At 68.9% G+C, this 21,164-nt stretch carries 19 protein-coding genes; 13 read left to right on the plus strand and 6 right to left on the minus strand.

What is annotated here, in order from left to right; translation table 11 throughout:
- Positions 1-82 precede the first annotated feature (82 nt).
- Together KO481_RS15105 and KO481_RS15110 are read left to right on the plus strand one after the other, a co-directional pair.
- Positions 83-994, plus strand: a complete 912-nt coding sequence (locus tag KO481_RS15105; protein WP_215917725.1) for an LLM class F420-dependent oxidoreductase — start codon at positions 83-85, stop codon at positions 992-994.
- A gap of 57 nt (positions 995-1,051) precedes the next feature.
- Positions 1,052-1,414 (plus strand): MmcQ/YjbR family DNA-binding protein, encoded by a 363-nt coding sequence (locus KO481_RS15110; RefSeq protein ID WP_215917921.1) that lies wholly within the window; start codon positions 1,052-1,054, stop codon positions 1,412-1,414.
- A gap of 26 nt (positions 1,415-1,440) precedes the next feature.
- On the opposite strand, the gene KO481_RS15115 is transcribed toward KO481_RS15110, so the two are convergent.
- Complete coding sequence (locus KO481_RS15115; protein ID WP_215917726.1) at positions 1,441-2,670, minus strand: bifunctional 3,4-dihydroxy-2-butanone-4-phosphate synthase/GTP cyclohydrolase II; 1,230 nt, start codon at positions 2,668-2,670, stop codon at positions 1,441-1,443.
- 152 nt (positions 2,671-2,822) lie between these two features.
- Here KO481_RS15115 and KO481_RS15120 point away from each other — a divergent pair, with 152 nt between their 5' ends.
- Complete coding sequence (locus KO481_RS15120; protein ID WP_215917727.1) at positions 2,823-3,488, plus strand: class I SAM-dependent methyltransferase; 666 nt, start codon at positions 2,823-2,825, stop codon at positions 3,486-3,488.
- A 25-nt stretch (positions 3,489-3,513) separates the two neighbouring features.
- On the opposite strand, the gene KO481_RS15125 is transcribed toward KO481_RS15120, so the two are convergent.
- Together KO481_RS15125 and KO481_RS15130 are read right to left on the minus strand one after the other, a co-directional pair.
- Positions 3,514-4,140, minus strand: coding sequence for a PadR family transcriptional regulator (locus KO481_RS15125; RefSeq protein ID WP_215917728.1), 627 nt, complete (start codon positions 4,138-4,140; stop codon positions 3,514-3,516).
- 38 nt (positions 4,141-4,178) lie between these two features.
- Complete coding sequence (locus KO481_RS15130) at positions 4,179-5,060, minus strand: IclR family transcriptional regulator (protein ID WP_215917729.1); 882 nt, start codon at positions 5,058-5,060, stop codon at positions 4,179-4,181.
- 194 nt (positions 5,061-5,254) lie between these two features.
- Between KO481_RS15130 and KO481_RS15135 the strand changes: the two genes are divergently transcribed.
- From KO481_RS15135 to KO481_RS15150, 4 genes are all read left to right on the plus strand, one after another.
- A complete protein-coding gene (locus KO481_RS15135; RefSeq protein WP_215917730.1) occupies positions 5,255-5,773 on the plus strand; it encodes a flavin reductase family protein in 519 nt (172 codons plus the stop codon).
- Positions 5,774-5,878: 105 nt separating this feature from the next.
- Positions 5,879-7,012, plus strand: coding sequence for a 3-ketosteroid-9-alpha-monooxygenase, oxygenase component (locus KO481_RS15140; RefSeq protein ID WP_215917731.1), 1,134 nt, complete (start codon positions 5,879-5,881; stop codon positions 7,010-7,012).
- An 11-nt stretch (positions 7,013-7,023) separates the two neighbouring features.
- Complete coding sequence (locus KO481_RS15145; RefSeq protein WP_215917732.1) at positions 7,024-7,281, plus strand: hypothetical protein; 258 nt, start codon at positions 7,024-7,026, stop codon at positions 7,279-7,281.
- Between the two features lie 12 nt (positions 7,282-7,293).
- Positions 7,294-8,169 (plus strand): VOC family protein, encoded by an 876-nt coding sequence (locus KO481_RS15150; protein ID WP_215917733.1) that lies wholly within the window; start codon positions 7,294-7,296, stop codon positions 8,167-8,169.
- Positions 8,170-8,295: 126 nt separating this feature from the next.
- Here KO481_RS15150 and KO481_RS15155 read toward each other — a convergent pair whose 3' ends face one another.
- Entirely contained in the window at positions 8,296-10,035 is a 1,740-nt protein-coding gene (locus KO481_RS15155; protein WP_215917734.1) for a nitroreductase family deazaflavin-dependent oxidoreductase, read from the minus strand.
- A gap of 120 nt (positions 10,036-10,155) precedes the next feature.
- Between KO481_RS15155 and KO481_RS15160 the strand changes: the two genes are divergently transcribed.
- Complete coding sequence (locus KO481_RS15160; RefSeq protein ID WP_215917735.1) at positions 10,156-10,722, plus strand: TetR/AcrR family transcriptional regulator; 567 nt, start codon at positions 10,156-10,158, stop codon at positions 10,720-10,722.
- Between the two features lie 27 nt (positions 10,723-10,749).
- Here the strand turns inward: KO481_RS15160 and KO481_RS15165 are convergent, their stop codons facing one another.
- Positions 10,750-12,156 (minus strand): CynX/NimT family MFS transporter, encoded by a 1,407-nt coding sequence (locus tag KO481_RS15165; RefSeq protein WP_245400996.1) that lies wholly within the window; start codon positions 12,154-12,156, stop codon positions 10,750-10,752.
- The gene (locus tag KO481_RS15170; protein WP_215917737.1) at positions 12,156-13,055 is read right to left on the minus strand and encodes a FadR/GntR family transcriptional regulator; all 900 of its coding nucleotides are present in this window, start codon (positions 13,053-13,055) and stop codon (positions 12,156-12,158) included. The genes KO481_RS15165 and KO481_RS15170 overlap by 1 nt, the downstream gene beginning before the upstream one ends.
- Before the next feature lie 32 nt (positions 13,056-13,087).
- On the opposite strand from KO481_RS15170, the gene KO481_RS15175 reads away from it, so the two are divergent.
- The 5 genes from KO481_RS15175 to KO481_RS15195 all read left to right on the plus strand — a co-directional run bounded on the left by KO481_RS15175 (position 13,088) and on the right by KO481_RS15195 (position 21,117).
- Positions 13,088-14,434, plus strand: coding sequence for a glutamate-5-semialdehyde dehydrogenase (locus tag KO481_RS15175; protein ID WP_215917738.1), 1,347 nt, complete (start codon positions 13,088-13,090; stop codon positions 14,432-14,434).
- 227 nt (positions 14,435-14,661) lie between these two features.
- The gene (locus KO481_RS15180; RefSeq protein WP_215917739.1) at positions 14,662-15,066 is read left to right on the plus strand and encodes an SseB family protein; all 405 of its coding nucleotides are present in this window, start codon (positions 14,662-14,664) and stop codon (positions 15,064-15,066) included.
- A 3-nt stretch (positions 15,067-15,069) separates the two neighbouring features.
- Positions 15,070-15,666 carry a type VII secretion target gene (locus tag KO481_RS15185; RefSeq protein WP_215917740.1) on the plus strand — a complete coding sequence of 199 codons (597 nt, stop codon included), beginning with the start codon at positions 15,070-15,072 and terminating at the stop codon, positions 15,664-15,666.
- On the plus strand, positions 15,667-19,713 hold the full coding sequence (locus KO481_RS15190) for a putative T7SS-secreted protein (RefSeq protein ID WP_215917741.1): 4,047 nt from the start codon (positions 15,667-15,669) through the stop codon (positions 19,711-19,713).
- Positions 19,714-19,731: 18 nt separating this feature from the next.
- The gene (locus tag KO481_RS15195; protein WP_215917742.1) at positions 19,732-21,117 is read left to right on the plus strand and encodes an ADP-ribosylglycohydrolase family protein; all 1,386 of its coding nucleotides are present in this window, start codon (positions 19,732-19,734) and stop codon (positions 21,115-21,117) included.
- The last annotated feature ends 47 nt before the right edge of the window (positions 21,118-21,164 follow it).

Raw genomic sequence — 21,164 nt, forward strand, 5'->3', positions numbered from 1 at the left:
TCTCCGGCCGGACCGCACGGCTCCTGGGCGATACGCTGAGTGGCGTATCGACACGCCACCCACCGTCCCCAGGAGGCCTACCGTGCGGATCGGCATTCAGCTGAGCGAACCTACCGGATCGGATGGGCTCCGCGCCCTCACCGACGAGCTGCGCCGCGCCGCCGACGAGGGTCTCGATTCGGCCTGGCTGGCGAACATCTTCGGCGTCGACGCGCTCACCGCGCTCGCCGTCGCGGGCAGTCAGGTGCCCGGCATCGAGATCGGCACCGCCGTGGTGCCCACCTATCCGCGCCACCCCGGGGCGCTGGCCCAGCAGGCACGCACCGCCGCGCTGGCTACCGGCCCGGGCCGGCTGACGCTCGGAATCGGCCTGTCGCATCGGATCGTGATCGAGAACATGTTCGGCTACGACTTCGAACGGCCCGCCCGGCACATGAAGGAGTACCTGTCGGTGCTGATGCCCCTGCTGGAGGGCAAGCCGGTCGCCTTCGCGGGCGAGACGGTCACGGGCAATCTGGCCCTGTCCGTGCCGAACGAGGGGACGGTCCCGGTGCTGCTGGCCGCGATGGGCCCGGCGATGCTGAAGCTCGCGGGCCGCGCGACCGACGGCACCGTGCTCTGGATGACCGGCCCGGCCACCATCCGCGACCACATCGCGCCGATCATCACCGCCGCGGCGGCCGAGGCGAACCGGCCCGCGCCGCGCGTGGTGTGCTCGCTGCCGGTCTGCGTCACCGACGACGTGGACGGCGCCCGCGAGAAGGCCGCGAAGGCCTTCTCCGTGTACAACACGCTGCCGTCGTATCGGGAGATGATGGACCGCGAGGGTGCCGCGGGTCCGGCGGATCTGGCCATCATCGGCTCGGAAGAGCAGGTGGCACAACGGATTCACGAGGTCGTCGCCGCGGGCGCGACCGAATTCGTGGCGGCCCTGTTCACCGGCGGGCCGGACGCCGACCGCACCCGCGCCGTGCTCTCCCGGCTCGCGGACTGACCCGTGGCCCGGCCCCGGCGTGCGCGAGTCGACGACGTGCACGAGCTGGCGCTGGCCATGCCGTACGTCACGGTCGAGTACGGGTCGGGTGAAAATCCGGTCTACCAGGTCGGGCACAAGTCGTTCGTCTTCTTCCGGACCCCGCGCCCGGACGCGGTCGATCCGGACACCGGGGAGCGGTACCCCGACGTGATCGTGATCTGGGTGCCCTCGGAGTCCGACAAGCTGGCGCTGGTGCAGGATCCGGACTCGCCCTGGTTCACCACAAAGCACTTCGACGGCCATCTGTCGGTACTGGTGCGGGCGAGCAGGCTCGGTGAGCTCGCCCTGAACGAGCTGCGCGAGGTGGTGCAGGACGCCTGGCTGTGCCGGGCCTCGCCGACGCGGGCGCGGCGCTGGCTGGCCGAAAACCGTCTCTGACACAACTGGTTTCGTTCGGGCGCGCATTACCCCGTCGCCGGGATCGCGTCGGCCACCTCGAGCTGATGCCGCATGCGATCGCGCTTGGTGCGCAGGTAGTGCACATTGTGTTCGGTCGGATCGGTCTGCAGGGGGATGCGCCGGGTGACCGGGATCCCGCGCGCCTCCAGGCCGAACTGCTTGGCGGGGTTGTTGCTCAGCAGCCGCACCGACCTCACACCCAGATCCTCGAGGATCTGCGCGCCCGCGTCGTAGCGGCGGGCATCGATCGGCAGCCCCAATCGCAGGTTGGCATCCACGGTGTCGGCGCCGCCGTCCTGTAATTCGTAGGCGCGCAGCTTGTTCAGCAATCCGATGCCGCGGCCCTCCTGCCCGCGCAGATACACCACCACGCCGCGGCCGGCGGTAGCCACCTCCCGCAGCGAGGCCTCCAGTTGGGCGCCGCAGTCGCAGCGCAGCGAGCCGAACGCGTCGCCGGTCAGGCACTCCGAATGCAGCCGGGTCAGGACGTCGTCGCCGCTCGGATCGCCGAAGACCATCGCCAGATGCTCGGTGTCCGCGCTGTCGTCTCGGTAACCCATGAGCCGGAATTCGCCGAAGCGCGTGGGCATCCGGGTTTCCGCGAGCCGGGTCACCGTGCGCTCCAGTCGATTTCGATGATCGATCAGATCGGCGATGGAGATGATCGGAATGCCGTGCGTGCGGGCCAGGATCAGCAGTTCCGGCAGCCGCGCGATCGAACCGTCGTCCTGCACCACCTCCGCGATCACGCCCGCCGGGCGCAGCCCCGCCAGGCGCAGTAGATCCACCGCGGCCTCGGTGTGGCCGGGCCGCCCGAGGACCCCGCGCGGATGGGCGCGCAGCGGGAAGACGTGACCGGGGCGGGTGAGGTCGCCGGGCGTGGTGCGCGGGTCGGCGAGCAGCCGCATGGTGTGTGCGCGGTCCGCGGCGGAGATGCCGGTGGTGATCCCGGCCGCCGCATCCACCGAGACGGTGTAGGCGGTGCCCTTGGGATCCTCGTTCACCGCCGTCATCGGGGGCAGCGCCAGCCGGTCCAGATCCTCGCCCGGCATCGGCACGCACAGCACACCGCTGGTGTGGCGCACCAGGAATCCGACGGTCTGCGCGGTCGCCAGTTCGGCGGCGAGCAGCAGATCACCCTCGTTCTCGCGGTCTTCGTCATCGACCACCAGCACGGGCCCGCCGCCCGCCAGCGCGGCCACCGCGGCCTGGATCGAGTCGAGTTCAGCTGTCATGCCGACCACCTCCTTGTATATGCCTAATAGAAATATTCCGGCCGCTGAGTTACCAGGTGATGTTCCGGTCAGCGGGATCGGTGTCCGCCGACATCCGCGATCGGCGCGCGGCGGCTTGACGTGAACTTCGGTTGAGGTCGCACGCTGAGTGCATGACACGCCCCGTTGAGTCCTGGAACCACGTCTACGACACCGATACCGCGCCCTGGGTGATCGGGCAGCCGCAACCGGAGATCGTCGCGCTCGAGCGCGACGGCTGGATTCGCGGGCGGGTGCTCGATGCCGGCTGCGGCGCCGGTGAGCACACCATCGCGCTGACGCGCCTGGGCTACGACGTGCGCGGGGTCGACCTGTCGCCCAGCGCCCTGGCCTTCGCGCGCCGCAACGCCGCCGGCCAGGGGGTGCCCGCCGCGCGGTTCGAGCTCGCCGACATGGTGGCGATGGGCGATGATCCGGACCTCGCCGCCGAGCTCGGCGTCTTCGACACCGTCGTGGACAGCGCGCTGTTCCACGTATTCCGGGAGAATCCGCCGGCCCGGGCGAGCTATGTGCGCGCCCTGCACGCGTTGTGCGCCCCGGGCGGCCGCGTGCACGTGCTGGCCCTGTCGGACGTCGAGCCGGGCTTCGGTCCGCGGATCAGCGACGGGCTGATCCGTGAATCCTTCACCACCGGATGGGAATTGGAGGACCTGCGGCCCGCACGGTATCTCGGGCGGATCACCGAGGCGCTGTCGCCGGAGTCGCTGGCCGGGGTGAGCGCCGGGCCGGACGGGACCGTCCGGGCCGCGGCCTGGCTGGCCCGCATCGTGCGGCGCTGAGTCGGCGACGGTCGGGTTCCGGGCCTCAGGGTTTCGTGGTGCGCGTGGACTTGGATGATCGGGACTTGGTGCGGCCCTGTGTCTTTCGGCTCTGCTTCTGCAGGTTGTCCAGATCCGCGAGCAGATCCTTGGCGAATTCGCGCTCGGCCTCGTAATGGCGCACGCACCAGCGCAGCACGGCGGTCGGGAAGGCCCAGTCCGGGTTGGCGTGCGAGCCCTCGGCGTCGGCCTCGGCGCGCCGGCGCAGGGTCTCCGCGTTGTCGATGTGCTCGGTGAGGATCGAGCGCAGCCGGTCCGGCTCGGCGAGGTGGCCCAGCCAGGCCCGCAGCATCACGCTGTGCTTGAGCACCGGGGCCTCGACGGGGGAGTGATTGACCCAGTGCGACACCGCCTCCCGACCCTCAGCCGTGATCGCGTACATGCGCTTGCCGCGGATCCCGTCCTCGTTCAGCACCGTGCGGGAGGTGACGTAGCCGTGTTTCTCCAGGCGCTTGAGCTCGGCGTAGATCTGACTGAACGAGGGGCTCCAGTAGAAGAACTGCAGGCTCCAGTCGGCCCACTTCTTCAGGTCGTACCCCGACAGCTCCTGCGCATGCGAGAGCATCCCGAGCACGGCCCAGGAGGTGGTCGGCAGGTCGGCGCCAGATCTCATCATCGAACTATATCGCCCAGGAATATTCCGGTCGGGAATTACCGCCACCGCGAGCGGCGCGGGTACAGCGTGCGCCCGGCCTCGTGGGCGACCTCCAGCACGACCCGGGCGAGCCGGTCGAAACTCATCGCATCGGCCGGGCCCGAGAGCGACAGAGCCGCGGTGGCCGCGCCGCGACCGCGCAGCGGCGCTGCGACACAGGCGATTCCGGGCATTGCCTCCTCGCGGTCGATCGCCACTCCCTGGCGCAGCCGGATCTGGGCGAGCTCGCGCTGCAGGACCTCGGGCTCGCAGAAGGTGCGGGGGGTCAGCCGCGGCAGCCGCGTCCGGAAGGCGGCCTCCGCGATCGGGGGCTCGAGGGCCGCGAGCATGGCCTTGCCCAAACCGGTTGCGTGCGCGGGCATCCGGCCGCCCAGGCGGGTCGGCAACCCGGCGGCGAAACGGCCGCCCACCTTGTCCAGGTACACCACCTCGCGGCCGTCGAGCACCGCCAGATGCCCGACCATGCCGGTGCGCTGGGCCAGCTCGTGCAGCAGGGGACTGACGGTGTCGCGGATCTCGTTGTGGTCGGCGGTGAGCCCGCCCAGCTCGAGGGTTCGCATGCCGAGGCGATAGCCGCCGGAGGTATGCGCCAGCCACCGCAGCCGGATCATCTGGTCCAGGATCCGGTGCACCGTCGAGCGCGGAAGTCCGGTTCGCTCAACGATTTCCAGCAGCGTCAGGGTCGGGGTGGCGGCATCGAACGCGTCCAGGATCAGCGTCATGCGCTCGATCATCGACACGGGAATCGAGCGGGCGGGGGCGGCGGCGGCCGGCGCCGCCACGGTGGTGCGGGCGGGGGTCGGGGCGGGCCGGGTGCCGGTCACGGGGCGGTGCGCCGGGATGGCGCGGCCGGTGGTGGGCAGTACGGTGACGGCCATATGTACCTCCGTTGGCTCATATGCAGTCTAGAAGTATTTCGACTAGGCATGTGCGGTTTTGTCATTAGTGGTACCAGTCACAGTGGCCTGTCGGCGCGCATGGCGAATCGGTGGAACTACGTATTTGTTCCCGGTGACCGGGTCTACGTATTGCCCCATAGGCGCCCCGACCTGGTCTGATGACTGTCAGCTATATGACTGATCGAAATAAGGAGGGCGCCGTGGAGACGGTGAAAGCGCCGGATGCGGGCGAGAACTTCAAGGCCGTGCTGAGCCGGTTCTGTACCGGCGTCACGGTGATCACCGCCCTGGACGACGGTGCACCGGTCGGCTTCAGCTGCCAGTCGTTCTCGTCGCTGTCCCTGGATCCGCCCGCGGTCTGCTTCTTTCCCGCGCGCACCTCGACCTCGTGGCCGCGCATCCGCCGGGCCGGACGGTTCTGCGTCAACATCCTGGCCCACGACCAGCAGGACGTGTGCCGCGCGCTGGCTCGCAGCGGCACCGACAAGTTCGCCGGGGTCGACTGGACCCCCTCGTACAACGGGGCGCCGCGGCTGGCCGGCGCGCTGGCGGCCATCGACTGCGAGTTCGACCGCGAAGTCGACGGCGGGGACCACACCATCGTGATCGCCCGGGTGACCGATCTCGTCGAGCACTCGCAGGAGCCGCCGCTGCTGTTCTACCGGTCCGCGTTCGAGCGGCTCGAGCGGTAGACCCGGGCCCGACGCGAACCTGCTCCCGCCCAGCGGGACTTCGACCTGTCGGCGAGCTCACCCGACGGCACTATCGGTATCGACCGAAGTATTTGGAGGAAGTACATGACCGACGCCGAGATCCGCGTCATAGATGCGGCCGGACCGCCCGCACGGTACGCCCGCGGCTGGCACTGCCTCGGTCTCGCGGACACCTTCCGCGACGGCACCCCGCACACCGTCACCGCGTTCGGCACCGAACTGGTGGTGTTCGCCGGTGAGGACGGAAAACTCAACGTACTCAACGCCTATTGCCCGCACATGGGCGGCAATCTGGCCGACGGAACCGTCAAGGGCAACTCCATCGCCTGCCCGTTTCACGACTGGCGCTGGGGCGGCAACGGCCGCTGCACCGGCATCCCGTATGCGCGCCGGGTGCCGCCGCTGGCCCGCACCCGGGCGTGGCCGACGCTGGAGGAGAACAAGCAGCTATTCGTCTGGAACGATCCGGAGGGTTCCAAACCCCCCGCGGAGCTGGCGATTCCCCGGATCGACGCCGCGTTCGACGACGAGTGGACCGACTGGACCTGGAACACCATGATCGTCGAGGCCAACTGCCGCGAGGTCGTCGACAACGTGGTGGACATGGCGCACTTCTTCTACGTGCACTACGGTTTCCCGACCTACTTCAAGAACGTCTTCTCCGGCCACACCGCGAGCCAGTACATGACCTCCATCTCCCGCGAGGACATGATGGGCGAGACCGCGAAGGCGCTGGGCGGCAAGAACACCCTGCAGTCCGAGGCCTCCTACTACGGTCCCTCGTACATGATCGACTACCTGCGCAGCGAGAGCCCGGGCCTCACGGTGGAGGGCTATCTGATCAACTGCCACTACCCGATCACCGAGAATCGGTTCGTGCTGCAGTACGGCGCCATCGCCAAGCGGCCCCAGGGCGTTCCGCCGGAGCAGGCGCAGCAGATCGCGGAGAAGTTCGTCGGCGGGTTGGGCCGCGGATTCGAGCAGGACGCGGCAATCTGGAAGCGTAAATCCCGCATCAACAATCCGCTGCTGTGCGAGGAGGACGGCCCGGTCTACCAGCTGCGCCGCTGGTACGAGCAGTTCTACACCGATGCCGCCGAGGTGAGCGCGGAGATGACCGACCGCTTCGAATTCGAGGTGGACACCACCCGCGCCGTGACCGCCTGGGAGGCCGAGGTGGCCGAGAATCTGGCCAAGCGGGCGGCGGCCGACGTGTGAAAGTAGGTGCCATGGAACAGGTTTCGTGCCGGACGTGCGGCTCGTGCGTGCTGGTGGAGAAGTACAGCATGCAGCACACGAGCGTGCAGTGGAATGCCGCGGCCGTCGCGGCGTGCCCCGAGATCGCCGGCGACGACGGGCGCATGCGCACCTGCCACATGCTGCGCGACAGCATCGACGACGCCGTGGCCGCCGGAGTGATCGGCGTCAGCACGCGCGAGATGGACGTGCACAACCGCGGCCGCGTGCCGCTTCCCGGAATCGGATAAGGAGTAAACACAGTGGCTGCCTTCAGCTCCCTCGGCTATGTGCGGATCGGCATCGCCGACCCCGAGGCCTGGCGCACCTTCGCGTTCGAGACCATCGGCTTCGCCGAAGGTCAAGGGCCCAACGAGGATTCGATCTATCTGCGGATGGACGAGCACACCTACCGGCTGGAGCTGGTGCCCGGCGAGCGCGACGAGGTGCTGGCGGTGGGCTGGCAGGTCGCCGACGCCACCTCGCTGGCGCTGGTGCGTGAGGCCCTGGAGAAGGCGGGGGTGGGCGTCACCGCACTGACGCTCCAGCAGGCCGTCGCCCGCCACGTCGAGGAGGCCATCAGCTTCACCGATCCCTCCGGCGTCACGATCGAGGTGTTCCACGGGCCGCTGCTGGACCACAGCCCGGTGCTGACTCGGCACGGCGCCCGATTCGTCACCGGCGGACTGGGTCTGGGCCACGTGGTGCTGCCGGTGCCGGACCTCGAGGCCGCCCGCTGGTTCTACGCGGAGGTGCTCGACTTCTCCGCCCGTGGCTCGTTCCGCGTCGGCCCGCCGGACCATCCGATCTGGATCCGGTTCTTCGGCGTCAACGCGCGGCACCACAGCCTGGCCCTGATCCCCGGATCCCGTTCAGAGGGGCCGGGTCTGGTCCACATCATGGTGGAGGTGGACCAGCTGGACGACGTGGGCCGCGCGCTGGACCGGGTGACGAAGGCGGGCTACCACCTGTCCTCGACCCTGGGTCGGCACACCAACGACAAGATGATCTCGTTCTACGTCCGCACGCCGGGCGGCTGGGATCTCGAATTCGGCTGCGAGGGAATGCATGTCGGCCCGGACTATGTGGCCGAGGAGATGACCGCCGACAGCTACTGGGGCCACGAGTGGGCTAGGTAGGGATTGATCGACGAGCGGCCCGCCGTGCAGTGCACGGCGGGCCGTTTGCTGTCCGGGGCCTCGCCGGTCGGCTCGTGCGCGGTCGACGCTGTGCCACCGAACGATCGCATCCGGATCCTGGCGCGCCTAGGCTGTCGACTGAACCGCCCGGCTCCGGTCCGGCTCCCGGGATACTTTGTCGGTGAAGGTGATTCGCACCGAGACCGGAGTGGTCTGCAGGGCGGCGAAACCCGCCGCGGTCAGGGGCGCGAGCATGCGGAGCGGTGCGAAGGATCGGGCGCGCGCGACGACGTCGTCGTCGGGGCGCAGCTCCGCGATTCCGGTGAGCCACTGCGTGCCCTTGCGTACCCGGACATTCGGGTCGGCGGCGATATTGCTGCCCCACCCGGACAGCTTGCCGTGCTGGCAGATGAGCCACGCGCCGGTCTCGTCGAACCGCACGGTGACCGGCACGCGGCGCGGCAGCCCCGACTTGCGGCCGGTCGTCTCCAGTTCGGTGGCGAGGGTGGTCCGGATGCCGATCCGGTCTAGTCCGCGGATGGTCGGGTTCATGACGTTGCGGTTGGCCCACAACAGGATCGCGAACTTGCGGGCATCCCGGTCCCGCGGGTCGCCGGTCGCGCCGCGGCGCGGACGCAGGGCATCGAATCCGTTGCGTCGCAGCATGGTGGCAGCGGTCTTCCACGGAGAGCGGGTCGGGTCGGGATCGAGTCCGGCGCCGAGCCGATGGAGCTGATCGGTGTGCCACTGCAGATCCAGCGCGCCATCGAAGGACTTCATGGCGCCGCTGCGCGCGAGCCTGCCGCGCAGGCCCAGCGAGATGACCGGTGGGCGTAGCACATCGGTGCGGCCGGTCAGCAGTTCGCCCGCGGCGGTGGGCTGTACGGCCGTCGGCCTGCCTAGGCCGACGACGTCACAGGCGTCGGACTCGACGGCCGAGGACATCGCCGCCCTGGAACGGAACCCGCCGGTCACGGCGAGTGGAATGCCGGATACCGTCCGCCGCACCGATTCGGCGTACTCGAGGAAGTAGGCCTCGCGCGCCCGGGTGCTCGCCCCGGCGCGCGGACGGCCCATCATCGCCGGGGATTCGTAACTGCCGCCGCTGATTTCGATCAGATCGAGCCCCTCGGTGGACAGCGCCTCGAGCACCGCCCGCGATTCGTCCTCGGTGAATCCGCCGCGCTGGAAATCGGCGGAGTTGAGCTTGATGCCCACGGCGAATCCGGGACCCACCGCGCCGCGGATCGACCGCACCACCTCGAGCGCGAATCGCATCCGCCGCGGGCCGTCTCCGCCCCAGTCGTCGGTACGCCGGTTCGACAGGGGTGAGAGGAACTGCGAGACCAGATATCCGTGCGCCCCGTGGATCTGCACGCCGTCGAATCCTGCGGCCTCGGCCACCCGGGCGGTGGTGGCGAATCGCTGAATGAGGTCCGCGATCTCGGCCTCGGTCAGCGCACGTGGCGTCGGCATGCCGGGGATGCCCGGCGCGATCGCGGACGGCGCCACCGGCCGATGCCGGGTGGCGAGCGGATTGGCCTGGCGTCCGGGGTGATTCACCTGCATCCAGACCGGGGCGCCGCCCTGCTTGGCGGCCTTCGCCCAGCGGGTCAGCGCACCGAGGTCGCGCTCGTCGGTGACCGCGACGTTGCCGGGCTCGCCGAGCTGGGTGCGATCGATCATCACGTTGCCGGTGACGATGAGCCCGAAGCCGCCGGCGCCCCAGCGGTCGTAGAGCCGGACCAGGCGCTCGCCGGGCGCGAGGTCCGCGGTGCCGAGGCCCTCGCTCAGCGCCGACTTCATGATCCGGTTGGGCAGCGTCCGGCCGCAGGGGAGCGGCAGTGGATCGTGCAGGGTTGCCATCGTCGTATGCCCTCCTATGGATCGGGCCCAGGTAGACCGATCGGTGTAGTGAGCAGGCTAGTACACCGATCGGTATACTCGCAAGAGTATGCTGGGCCGAACGGACGAGGGAGGTGCGCGATGGGAGCCCGGGATCGGCTGATCGAAGGCGCGGTCGAGCTGATGCGGCGAAATGGTGTGGCGGGCACCGGAATCGCGCAGCTACTCGAGTGCAGCGGCGTCTCCCGGCGCTCGGTCTACCTCAATTTCCCGTCCGGTAAATCCGAGCTGATCGCCGAGGCGACCCGCACCGTCGGGCAGGCGTACAGCGCGGTGATGCGCACCATGCTCGCGGGCGCTGACCTGGCCTCGTGCGTGGCCCAGGTCCCGGCGATATGGCGCGAGATGGTGATCGCGAGCGACTTCACCGCCGGGTGTGCGATCGTGGCCGCTGCACTAGGCCGCAGCGAGGCGCCCGAGGCGGCCGATGCGGCCGGGGAGACCTTCGCCGAGTGGGAGGGCATCGTCGCGGAGCGGCTCCGGGCCGAGCGGGTCGATCCCGAGCTGGCGCTCTCGCTGGCGACCACCGTCGTCGCCGCGGTCGAGGGCGCGGTGGTCATGTCCCTGGCGACCCGGTCCGCCGCCCCGCTCGAGCGGGTCGCGGCGCAGCTGGCCGATCTGGTGGCGCACCACACCGGGGCCGCCTGAGGCCGCGTCGAAATATGTTGTGCGAGTTCAGCCCGCGGCCGGCGCGCACTCCTGACCGGCCGCCGTCGTCGCGCGATGCGGCAGCACCGTCCGATTGCGGCCCGCGGCCAGGCCGGGTAGCCCGGTGAGCGCGGCAACGCCCAGCATGACGATCATCGGCACGGTCCAGTTGCCGACCGCGTCGTGCAGTGCGCCCAGCGCCAGCGGTGCGGCCGCGGCGATCACGTAGCCGACACCCTGTGCCATGCCGGATAATTGGCGCGCGGTCTGTGCATCGGAGGAGCGCAGGCCCAGGAAGGACAGCGCGGTCGCGAACGCAGCGCCCTGGCCCAGACCCAGCAGCACCGCCCACGCCCACACCGATCCGACCGGCGCCCAGGCGATTCCGGCGAACCCGATGACGTTCAGCACCACCGCCGCGGCGACCAGCGGGCGCTGATCCCGCAGCCGCCGTTCGAACAGCGGCACCGCCATCGCGCCGACGGCCTGCGTCAGACTGACCAGCGAGACGGCGTACCCGGCGGCCTCCTTGCCCAGACCACGATCGATGTAGATGGTCGGCATCCAGCCGATGATCGCGTAGGCCAGCACGGATTGCAGGCCCATGAACGCGGTGACCTGCCAGGCCAGCTTGTCGCGCCACAGCTCCCAGTGCCCGCCCGGCGCCGCCGCCCCTGGATCTCCGCCGCGGCGCAGCCTGGGGAGCCAGGCCAGCCCCGCAACGGCCGCCGGAATCGCCAACAGCGCCAACGGCATTCGCCAGCCGGTGTGAAGTCCGTGCTCGATCGGGACCGCCAGCGCCGAGGCCCCGGCCGCGCCGACGGTGACCGCGACCGAGTACACCGCGGTCACTGTCGTGACCCGATCGGGGTAGTCGCGCTTGATGATCGCGGGCACCGCGATATTTCCGATGCTGATCGCCACGCCCGCCAGCAGCGATCCCGCGAACAGCACCGCCGTCACGGGGATGACCCGGATCAGCAGCGTCGTGGTCAGCAGCCCCATCGCCGCGACCAGCAGGGTCTCCGGCGCTGGCGAGCGCCGCAGGAATGGCGCGATCAAGCCGTACATGCCGAAGCAGACCAGCGGCAGCGTCGTCATCGCGCCCGCCGCGGCGCTGGACAGATGCAGCTCGTGCTGGATCTCGGACAACATCGGACCGACCGCCGTCACCGCGGGCCGCAGATTGACGGCCACCAGGACGATGAGTAGGAGCCTGAGCGGGGCGCTGTCGGTGAAGCCGCCGAGAGGCCGCGCACGGCCGGGGTGACGGCGGAGGTACGCCGAGGGGGTGCTGTCGGCGGAGCCGTCGGTTGACCGCGCACGGCCGGAGCGAATGCGGAGGTACGCCGAGAGGGTGCTGTCGGCGGAGCCGTCGGTAGACCGCGCACGGCCGGAGCGAATGCGGAGGTACGCCCACTGCTGCCCGGACATCACCGCGCCGACTTTCTGTCGTGTGCCGCAGGCGATTCCGGGGACCGCGAGCCGGGTTGTCTTCGTGAATCGCTCGTGCCCTCCGGCGTACTCCGGATGCGGACTTCCGGAGTGTTCGGCGTATCGGTATCCGCGCCGGCCTTCGCGCGGGGAGCCCTGGCGTTCGCCGTCCGGGTCGCGCGGTGGGGCATCGCAGGATCGACTGCAGCGCCAGTATTTTCGGCCTCCGCGAGCGAATCCAGCACGGCCAGTGTCGGTTCCACGACCGCTGCTGCCGCCCGGCCCGCCGCCTCGGCGTCACCGGCGGCGATTGCGTCGACCACCGCGCGGTGCGCGGCCGGACCCGCCTCGGGTACCTCGTGGTCCCGGCGCACCGCTCCCAACGCCTGCCGCAACTGCGCCGCGAAGAAGCGCGCGGCCTCCACGAGCACCGGGTTGCGGGTGATCTCGATGATCGCTAGGTGGAATTCGGCATCGGTATCACCGAATTCGGCTGCGCCCGTAGCGGAATTCCGCGCCTCTAGCAGGGTGTGCAGCCGCGCGATATCCGCCTCGGTGCGTCGCCGGGCGGCCAGCTTGGCGGCCTGCACGTCGTAGGCCAGCTGCACCTCGAACACGTCGCGCACATCGCAGCGCTGCATCCGCTGCAGCAGCGGCCGGGGGTCGGCGGCGCTGCGCACGTAGGTGCCGTCGCCGCGCCGCACCTCGAGCACGCCGATATGGGTCAGGGCGCGGATCGCCTCGCGCACCGCCGGGCGGCTGACCCGCAGTTGCCGGGTCAGCTCCAGCTCGCCGGGAATCCGCTGTCCCACGGCCCATGCCCCGCTCCGCACGGTCGCCTGCAGCTGGTCCAGGACCGCGTCCACCGTCGATCCGGCCGAGACCGGTGTCAGTTCCACCACTGCTCCTCCTGTCAGATGTCAGACATCTTATGGGCGGGAGCGACGGCCGGACAAGGGGGCGGCGGGGATGCCGGCGTGGGTTGAATCACCCGGTCAGTAGGCTGGTGGGCATGAATGCTCCCACCGCCACCGGCACCGACGTTCGCGCGGCGGTGCACGACGCGGCGCGCCGGGCCCGGGTGGCCTCGCGCACGCTCGCCCGCCTTACCACCGCCGAGAAGAATGCGGCGCTGCACGCGTGCGCCGATGCGCTGCTGGCCGCCGCCGATCGCGTGCTGGCCGCCAACGCCGGGGACATCGAGGCCGCGCGGGCCGCGGGCACCGCCGCTTCCATGCTGGACCGGCTGCGCCTGACCCAGGCGAGGCTCGAGGGGATCGCCTCCGGGCTGCGTCAGGTCGCGGGCCTGCCCGATCCGGTCGGCGTGGTGGTGCGCGGCTCCACGCTGCCCAACGGCCTCGAGATCAAGCAGGTGCGGGTGCCGCTCGGCGTGCTCGGCATGGTGTACGAGGCGCGGCCGAACGTCACCGTCGACGCCTTCGGGCTGGCGCTGAAATCCGGCAACGCGGCCCTGCTGCGCGGCTCCTCCTCGGCCGCGCGCTCCAATGCCGCACTGGTCGAGGTGCTGCGGGAAGCGCTTGCGGCGCAGGATCTTCCGCCGGACGCGGTGCAGCTGCTGCCGAGCCAGGACCGCTCCAGCGTCACCCATCTGATCCAGGCGCGCGGCCTGGTCGACGTCGTCATCCCGCGCGGCGGCGCCGGACTGATCGACGCGGTCGTCCGCGACGCGCAGGTGCCCACGATCGAGACCGGCACCGGCAACTGCCACGTCTATGTGCACGCCGCCGCGGATCTGGACATGGCCGAGTCCATCCTGCTCAACGCCAAAACCCGACGGCCCAGTGTGTGCAACACCGCCGAGACGGTGCTGATCGACAGCGCGGTCGCGGATGTCGCTGTGCCCCGGCTGATCTCGGCGCTCGAGACCGCCGGGGTCACCGTCCACGGCGATCTGCCCGGCCTGGTGCCGGCCACCGACACCGACTGGGCCGACGAATATCTCTCGATGGACATCGCCCTGAAGGTGGTCGAGGACCTGGACGCCGCCGTCGAACACATCAACCAGTGGGGCACCGGCCACACCGAGGCCATCGTCACCTCCGACCTGCGCGCCGCCCGCGAATTCACCGACCGCGTGGATTCGGCCGCCGTCATGGTCAACGCCTCCACCGCCTTCACCGACGGCGAACAATTCGGCTTCGGCGCCGAAATCGGCATCTCGACCCAGAAGCTCCACGCCCGCGGCCCGATGGGCCTACCGGAACTGACCTCCACCAAGTGGATCGTCTGGGGAGACGGGCAGATTCGCCCGGTGTAGGTGCCCGGCGAGCTGGTCCGGCCGAGGTGTACAGGCCGACCAGCTCGGCATTCGGTTCGCTGCCGGCACACCGGGATCCGCACTGTGACAACGCTGATCACGGCTGGTGATGAATACCAGTGCCCGGGTTGCGGCGGCAGGTTGCCTGCGCATCGATCCCAGGGTTGCTCGAACTCGCATGAGATACGATCTGGTCCTTGAAGATACGTGGAGGGGGGAACACTCGGTTGCTTGCCACCAGGGGGGATAGTGCTGCGCTGCAAGCGGAGATCGCCGCCTTCTACTCCGGGTTCGGGCAGCCCGAGCTCTTGATGGACGCGTTCGCCGATGCCGTACTGCTGATCCAGATCACCGATGACGACCGGATCCTGGTATCGCAATTCGAGGGCGTCGGATGGATCTGCGCCTTCACCAGCGTGGGAGAGTTCGCGCGATTCCTGGTGCGCCGCACGGTCGTCCCCGATCGGGAATACCGGTACCACACGGTGCGCGGCCGGCGGCTGGCCGCGCACGCGGCATCGCGGCCGGAGCCGACCGGGGTGGTGGTGGATGCGGCGGGTACGGCGCCGATGGTGTTTCCGCCGCAGGTCGGTGACATGTCACCGGACGGAACCGTGGCGGGAGTGGTCTGACCGGTGGCCGATCAGCTGGATGTCGACCCGAAGCTGCTGCAGGAGGCGGCCGACGGCATCAACAAGATCGTCGGCGAGTTGTCCGACGTGGGTATCGAATCGACCGCCGTGGTCGGGCGTGGATTCTCGGACACGAGGCTGTCGCCGATGGAGGCGGGAAACGAATCGGTGCGGGAGGCATTCGGCACGTTCTGTGACCGCTGGTCGTGGGGAGTGCGGGCGTTGGTGCAGGACGGCAACGACATCGCGGACACTCTGAATTTGGCCGCTGGGCTGTACCACGAAGAGGACGAGGAATTCTCCAACATGTTCAAGGAGGCGTACGCGGACCTCACCAGCAATCCGCACCTGACCGCCCAGCAGGTCGATGCGCAATCGTGGGGGCAGACGTTGTCGGACAACATGGTCAACAACGCCCTTCATCCCGACTACAGCCAGAAGTCGTTCGAGCAGATGGCGGCGCACAATTTCAACGACGCACGGGCGGTCATAGCGGCCGCACCGGGAGTCGTGGCGAACCCGATCACACCCTGGAAATCGGCGGACCCCGCAGCGGCGGTGAAGGCCCGGGCCATTCTCGGGCAGCCGGGACAGAAGTGAATGTTCGACGACCTCAGCGACGCGATCTCCGCCGCAGAGAAATCGGTCGGCGAACTCGCGGACGCAGGGCTGCACAGTGTTGCCTCCGTGGCACACAATGTCGGCGCGGACTCGGTGGCAAAGGCACTCGACAAGGTCGGGGACCACATCGTTGACGCCTACGGCGGTTCGCTGATCGAGTTGCAGCTCGGCGAAACCGACGACCCGACCGAGCTGGTCCGTGGCGAGACGAGCAAGATCAATCAGGCGGCGCAGCGGTGCAGGCAGATGGGCGATGGCATCGGCGAGACCGGGGACGCGCTGCGCAAGATCGACGTCGGTGACTGGAAGGGCGCGACCGCGGATAAATTCCGCAGCGAGTACGACCGTGTACCCAAACTGTGGTGGACCGGCGCGGATGCCATGCATGCCGCGGCGAGCGCGCTCGACGACTGGTTCCACGAGGTGACCGCCGCGCAAACCAAGGCCGGCGAGGCGATCGCGAAATGGAATCAGGCCCGTGCGACCGAAACCCGCGCCAAGGACGCGTGGAACCGGCTGACGAGCGAACAACGAGCCGAAACGCCGCTGACCGATACCTGGACCCCGATATATCAAGCGGCGCAACAAATTCTGTCCGGTGCACGATCACAGCGGGATGCCGCGGCCGTGACGGCGGCGTCGAAGCTGCGGGCCGCGACCGCCGAGGCTCCCGAGACACCCTCGTTCACCCAGCGGATGAAGGACGACTTCAGCGACGCCTCTGCGGCCGTGGACGACCTGAAGGAACATTTCCTCAAGGGCCTGGTCACCAGCCTCACCGGGATCGTGAAGTTCCTGCGGCAGGTGAACCCGGCCGACGCCTACAACGTGACCCATCCCGCGCAGTACTACCAGGCTCAGGCCGACCTGACTACGGGCATGGTGGTCGCCACCGCGGACGGGGCCGCGACGGTGCACTCGTTCCTGCACAGCGTCCGCACCGATCCGGCCGCGTTCGCAGGCTCGCTGGTCGGGCAGGCCGCCCTCGGGGCCGCCACCGGAGGCGCGGGCGATGTCGTCGCCGCGGGTGATGCTGCCGACACCGCCGTTGCCGCCGCTCGCACCGCCGAAACCGCCGACACCACAGTCCAATCCGCGGCCAAGGTCACAGACTCCGCGACCAACGCCGCAAAGACTGCCGAATCCGCCCCGAAAGCCACCGAACCCGCGCCGCGCCCACAAGCGCCCGCACAGCCCACCGCACCCGCACCGCAAGCGGCGCATCCCGCTCAGGCGCCCGAACCCGCGCGGGCGCCGAGCCAGCCCTCCAGTGTCACAAGCCATTCCGAGGCGCCGGCGCAACCCGCCCCGTCCACGCCGCAGCCCTCGCATGCCGTTCAGGCGCCCGAGTCCGCGCAGGCGCCGAGTCAATCCGCAAATCTCGCAAGTCATTCGGAGGCGCCTGCGCAGTCGGCAGCGCCCGCGTCGCAAACGTCGCATGCGGTTCAGGCGCCGGAGTCGGCGCAGGTGCCGGGTCGGTCTGCTGATCTGGCGAGTCATTCCGAGGCGCCTGCGCAGTCTGCTCCGTCCGCGTCCCAAACACCGCACGCTGCTCAAACAGCTGAGCCCGCGCAGGTGCCGAGCCGATCCGCCGATCTGGCAAGTCATTCGGAGGCGCCTGCGCAGTCGGCAGCGCCCGCGTCGCAAACGTCGCATGCGGTTCAGGCGCCGGAATCAGCGCAGGTGCCGGGTCGGTCTGCCGATCTGGCAAGTCATTCCGAGGCACCGGCGCAGTCTGCCACGCCCACGCCACAGTCTTCACAACCTGTTCAGGCGCCCACATCAGCGACAATGGCCCCCCATACCGACGCCGCCCCCGAGTCGGCGCAGGCAACGAGCCAATCTTCCAATACCGCAAGCCATCTGGACACCAACGCACAACCATCCGTCGTCCAGACATCCACAGCTCAACCCGCCACAGCGGCGAAGGTGGACTCGCCGGGACTCACCAACACCGCACCCGAATCGACCGCACGACCGCAACCGACGTCGGCGGGTTCGCAGGTGCATTCGACGCCGTCGATCCGATCTGCCGACAGCGGGCTCCTCCGCCCGGGTGATCGCCCGGCACTCGAACCCACCGGTGGCCCGCAGACATCGGCGCCCCGGTCGGCGGGCACCGCTACCCGCCCCGAGCCGGCCACGGCCAAACCTGCATCCGAGCCCCCTAGGCCACGACCATCCGACCCCGCACCCACCCGCAACCCACAAACGCCGACAGGATCCCGCCCGGATGCCCCCGGCGCCCGCCCCGGGCCGTCGCTGAGCCCGCCCGACCAGCCCATACGAGCGCCAGAAGCGCCCACACCGGCTCGCCCAACGCCCGAACCTGAGACCACCGCCCCACATTCCGCTGACGAACGGCCCGCGCCCGCGGAACCCGAGTCGATGGCGCCCTCCGGCCCATCGGAGGCCCCCGCCGGCCCACACACACCCGAAACCCCCACCAGCCCAGCCGAGCCCGACACGTCGGCACCGGACACCCACCCCGAAGCACCCGAGCCCGACACATCGGCCCCGGACACCCACCCCGAGCCGACCGAGCCCGACACATCGGCCCCGGACCCCCACCCCGAACCACCGGAACCTGAACCCGCACCGCACAACTCACCTGACCCCGCCGACCCAGAAGAACTCACATCACCAGAACCCGCCACCGATACTCCCGACAGCCCGCACTCACCAGAAGCCACAGATCCCACACCCGACCCGGATGCCCCCGACAACCCAGCGCGATCCGCCGAACCCCGAACACCGGAACCCGAACCCGCACAGTTCGGTTCACTCGACCTCCCCGACCCCTTAGGCCCCAGATCCGCACCGGAACCACGCCCCACCGACGCAGCGCCCGGATACGACACTCCTGCCGAATCATCACGGCCCAGCTGGCTCGACCAGGAACCCGACCGGTTCCCTGCTGATCTGCCCGAGCCGACGTCCGAACCGCGGGCACCCGAACCACGCTCTGCTGACGCCTCACCGCACCCAGAACCCGACACACCACGCAGCTCGCCGGAGCCGCGGCGTCCGGATGCGGTTCGACGCGCGGATGAGCCTCGGCGCCCGGACGACCCCGGGGAATCTCGTGAGCCCCAGGGGCCTCGGTCCGAACCAGGGCCGAGGGATGACCTTCGCCCCGAGCGTCCGGGTCCGGGGCAGCCGGGGCGTGCCGCACCGGAACATGACGGTCCGCCCGGCGGCCCGCCCGAGCCACCCGAACCCCCGGGAGCCGCGGGCCGGTCCGAACCGGGCGAGCCCAAACCGAATCTTCGCGATCTGTTTCCGCAGGACGGCATGCCGTTCGACAAGGAGCGGCTGTTGCCGCAGTTCCGGCAAGCGATCGAGGGCGAATATCGTGGACTGCGTGTCGAAATCCACGACGTGAATTTCGATATAGAAAAGGGCAGGCTGCATGTGGAGATAAAGTTCACCGACCAAATTGGCAGGCATGCCGGGTTGGCTGACCGGTTCTATTTCAAGGAGGGGGATAATCTGATCGCCCATCATGAGCTTTCCACGCTGAGGCCCCAATTCCAGGGCAACGGGTTTGCCAAGGAGTGGCAGAATTCCATGTTTGACTGGTATAGACAATCTGGAGTAGCTGAGTCGAGGTTGCTGGCTAATATCGATGTCGGAAGCTACGCTTTTGCGCGGCAGGGCTTTGAGTTCGCGGACCAAGCGGAGGCCGTCGAGCTTATTCGACCCCGACTGGAGAACGAGCTGTCCAATGCACGTAGCGAGGTCGAGCAGCTCGCGCGTGACCGGGATTCGCTGCCTGTGGGACCGGAGAGGGACGCCCTTGTAAAACAGATTAAAGAGCATAGTTCGATGATCGAAAAAGGCGAAAAGATGCTCGATGACTTCAGGGTCGGCTCTCCTGATTTCCCCACGCCGAGGGCAATCACAGAGCTTGGTAGGCCGGCGGGGTTGCTTCCCGGGCAGTCGGAGGAGTTGTCGTATTTGGGGAAGCGCGTGTTCATGGAATTCGGTGAGAGGATCAGTTGGCATGGGAAGTACGTTTTCTAGTATGAGTAGGATTGGATCGTGAGAGATCCCCGGATCGCCCCGAAGGGCTGGCCGACCGACGAGAAGAAGCGACTTCGCGATAAAGGGCAGAACTGGCATTTCGACTGGTCGGATCGATGGAGCGAGCGGGTGCCGTTCCGGCCGGACAGTCGAGTAGTTGATAACAGTGATTACAACCTGCACTACGTGGATGTCGAGGCACCGCTGGAAGCCGAGGTGGAATACGGCGAGCGGGATAACGAAATCAGCGGTGAGCGCCCGAGACGCGTGGTGCGGTTGCCGTTGCCGACCGGGGCCGAGCGGTTGCGGGGGGCAATGGTATCAGCGGCAATTGGTGATGCCTTCGCAGGTTCTCGCGGTGCCTTGAAGGAGTATTCCTGGTATTGCGGCGTGCCGGGCAAGGCGCTGGTCGACTACTTGCCGATCGACCGAATGCTGTCGTGTTGGATCACTCAACTGATGGGGTACACCGGCGAAGGGCTGATCCGGGCGCTGACGGGGCGACGTGCCGGGCATTCGGTCGATCCGGTATCGACCGTGCAGCACGGTTATCAGCGGTGGCTCTACCGTATGCTGCGGGATGTAAGAGTGCCGGGCGAGTGGCGCACCTACGGGGGGCCTTATGCGCGCGAATCAGGTGACGACGACGCCCCGGACGGCCCACTGTCGGAAGAAACCGAGTTCAGGGTGCAGCAGGAGCCTGATGCAGCGGTCATCGATGCCCTGAAAGCATTCGCCGCCACCGGCATTCGCTCGACCCCCGCGGATCCGCGCAGCGCGGCGCGCGGCGGCGATGTCCTGGCGCGGGCCGCTCTTGCCGCAGTCTGGTCGGAAGATCTGTCGGAGACTTTCGATCTCGCCGTCGCCATTGCCGCACTGACCCACCCTCATCCCGATGACTATCTGGCCGCGGGCACGCTGGCCGTGGTTCTGCACCAGCAGATCCGGGCCCGCCCCTTCATGGATTGCCTGGCCGATGGTTATCGCCAGTTGATGGCCAGGCCCGGTCATGAGCGAACCTCTGCGATGATCGACAATGTAGTCGGTCTGGTGCGTAATGAGCGTGCACCCATGCAGCCGGAGAATCTGCGCCGACATTTCCCCGGCGGTGGCGCGGACGCCACCGAGGTACTCGGCATCGCGCTCTACAGCGCAATGCTCGGTGATTACGTGCGCGAGGCGCTGCTGTTGGCATTGAATTATGCCGACGCCCATGCCCGCCCGGTCGCCGCGACGGCGGGGATGCTCATCGGCGCCGAGTATGGGATTCGTGCGGTTCCCAAGGTCTTTCGTGACCCGGTCGAGTCGACCGAAATCATCGACATGCTCGCCACCGATATCGCCACCGAACTCCGCGACGTCCTCACCGACGACGAATGGCGCCGGCGCTATCCGCCGACCTGATGGCGGGATTCGAGGAAGCCGGGCGCGGTGTTCAGCCAGATGTCGAG

This window comes from Nocardia albiluteola, assembly GCF_018860155.1.
Taxonomy (GTDB): Bacteria; Actinomycetota; Actinomycetes; order Mycobacteriales; family Mycobacteriaceae; genus Nocardia; species Nocardia albiluteola.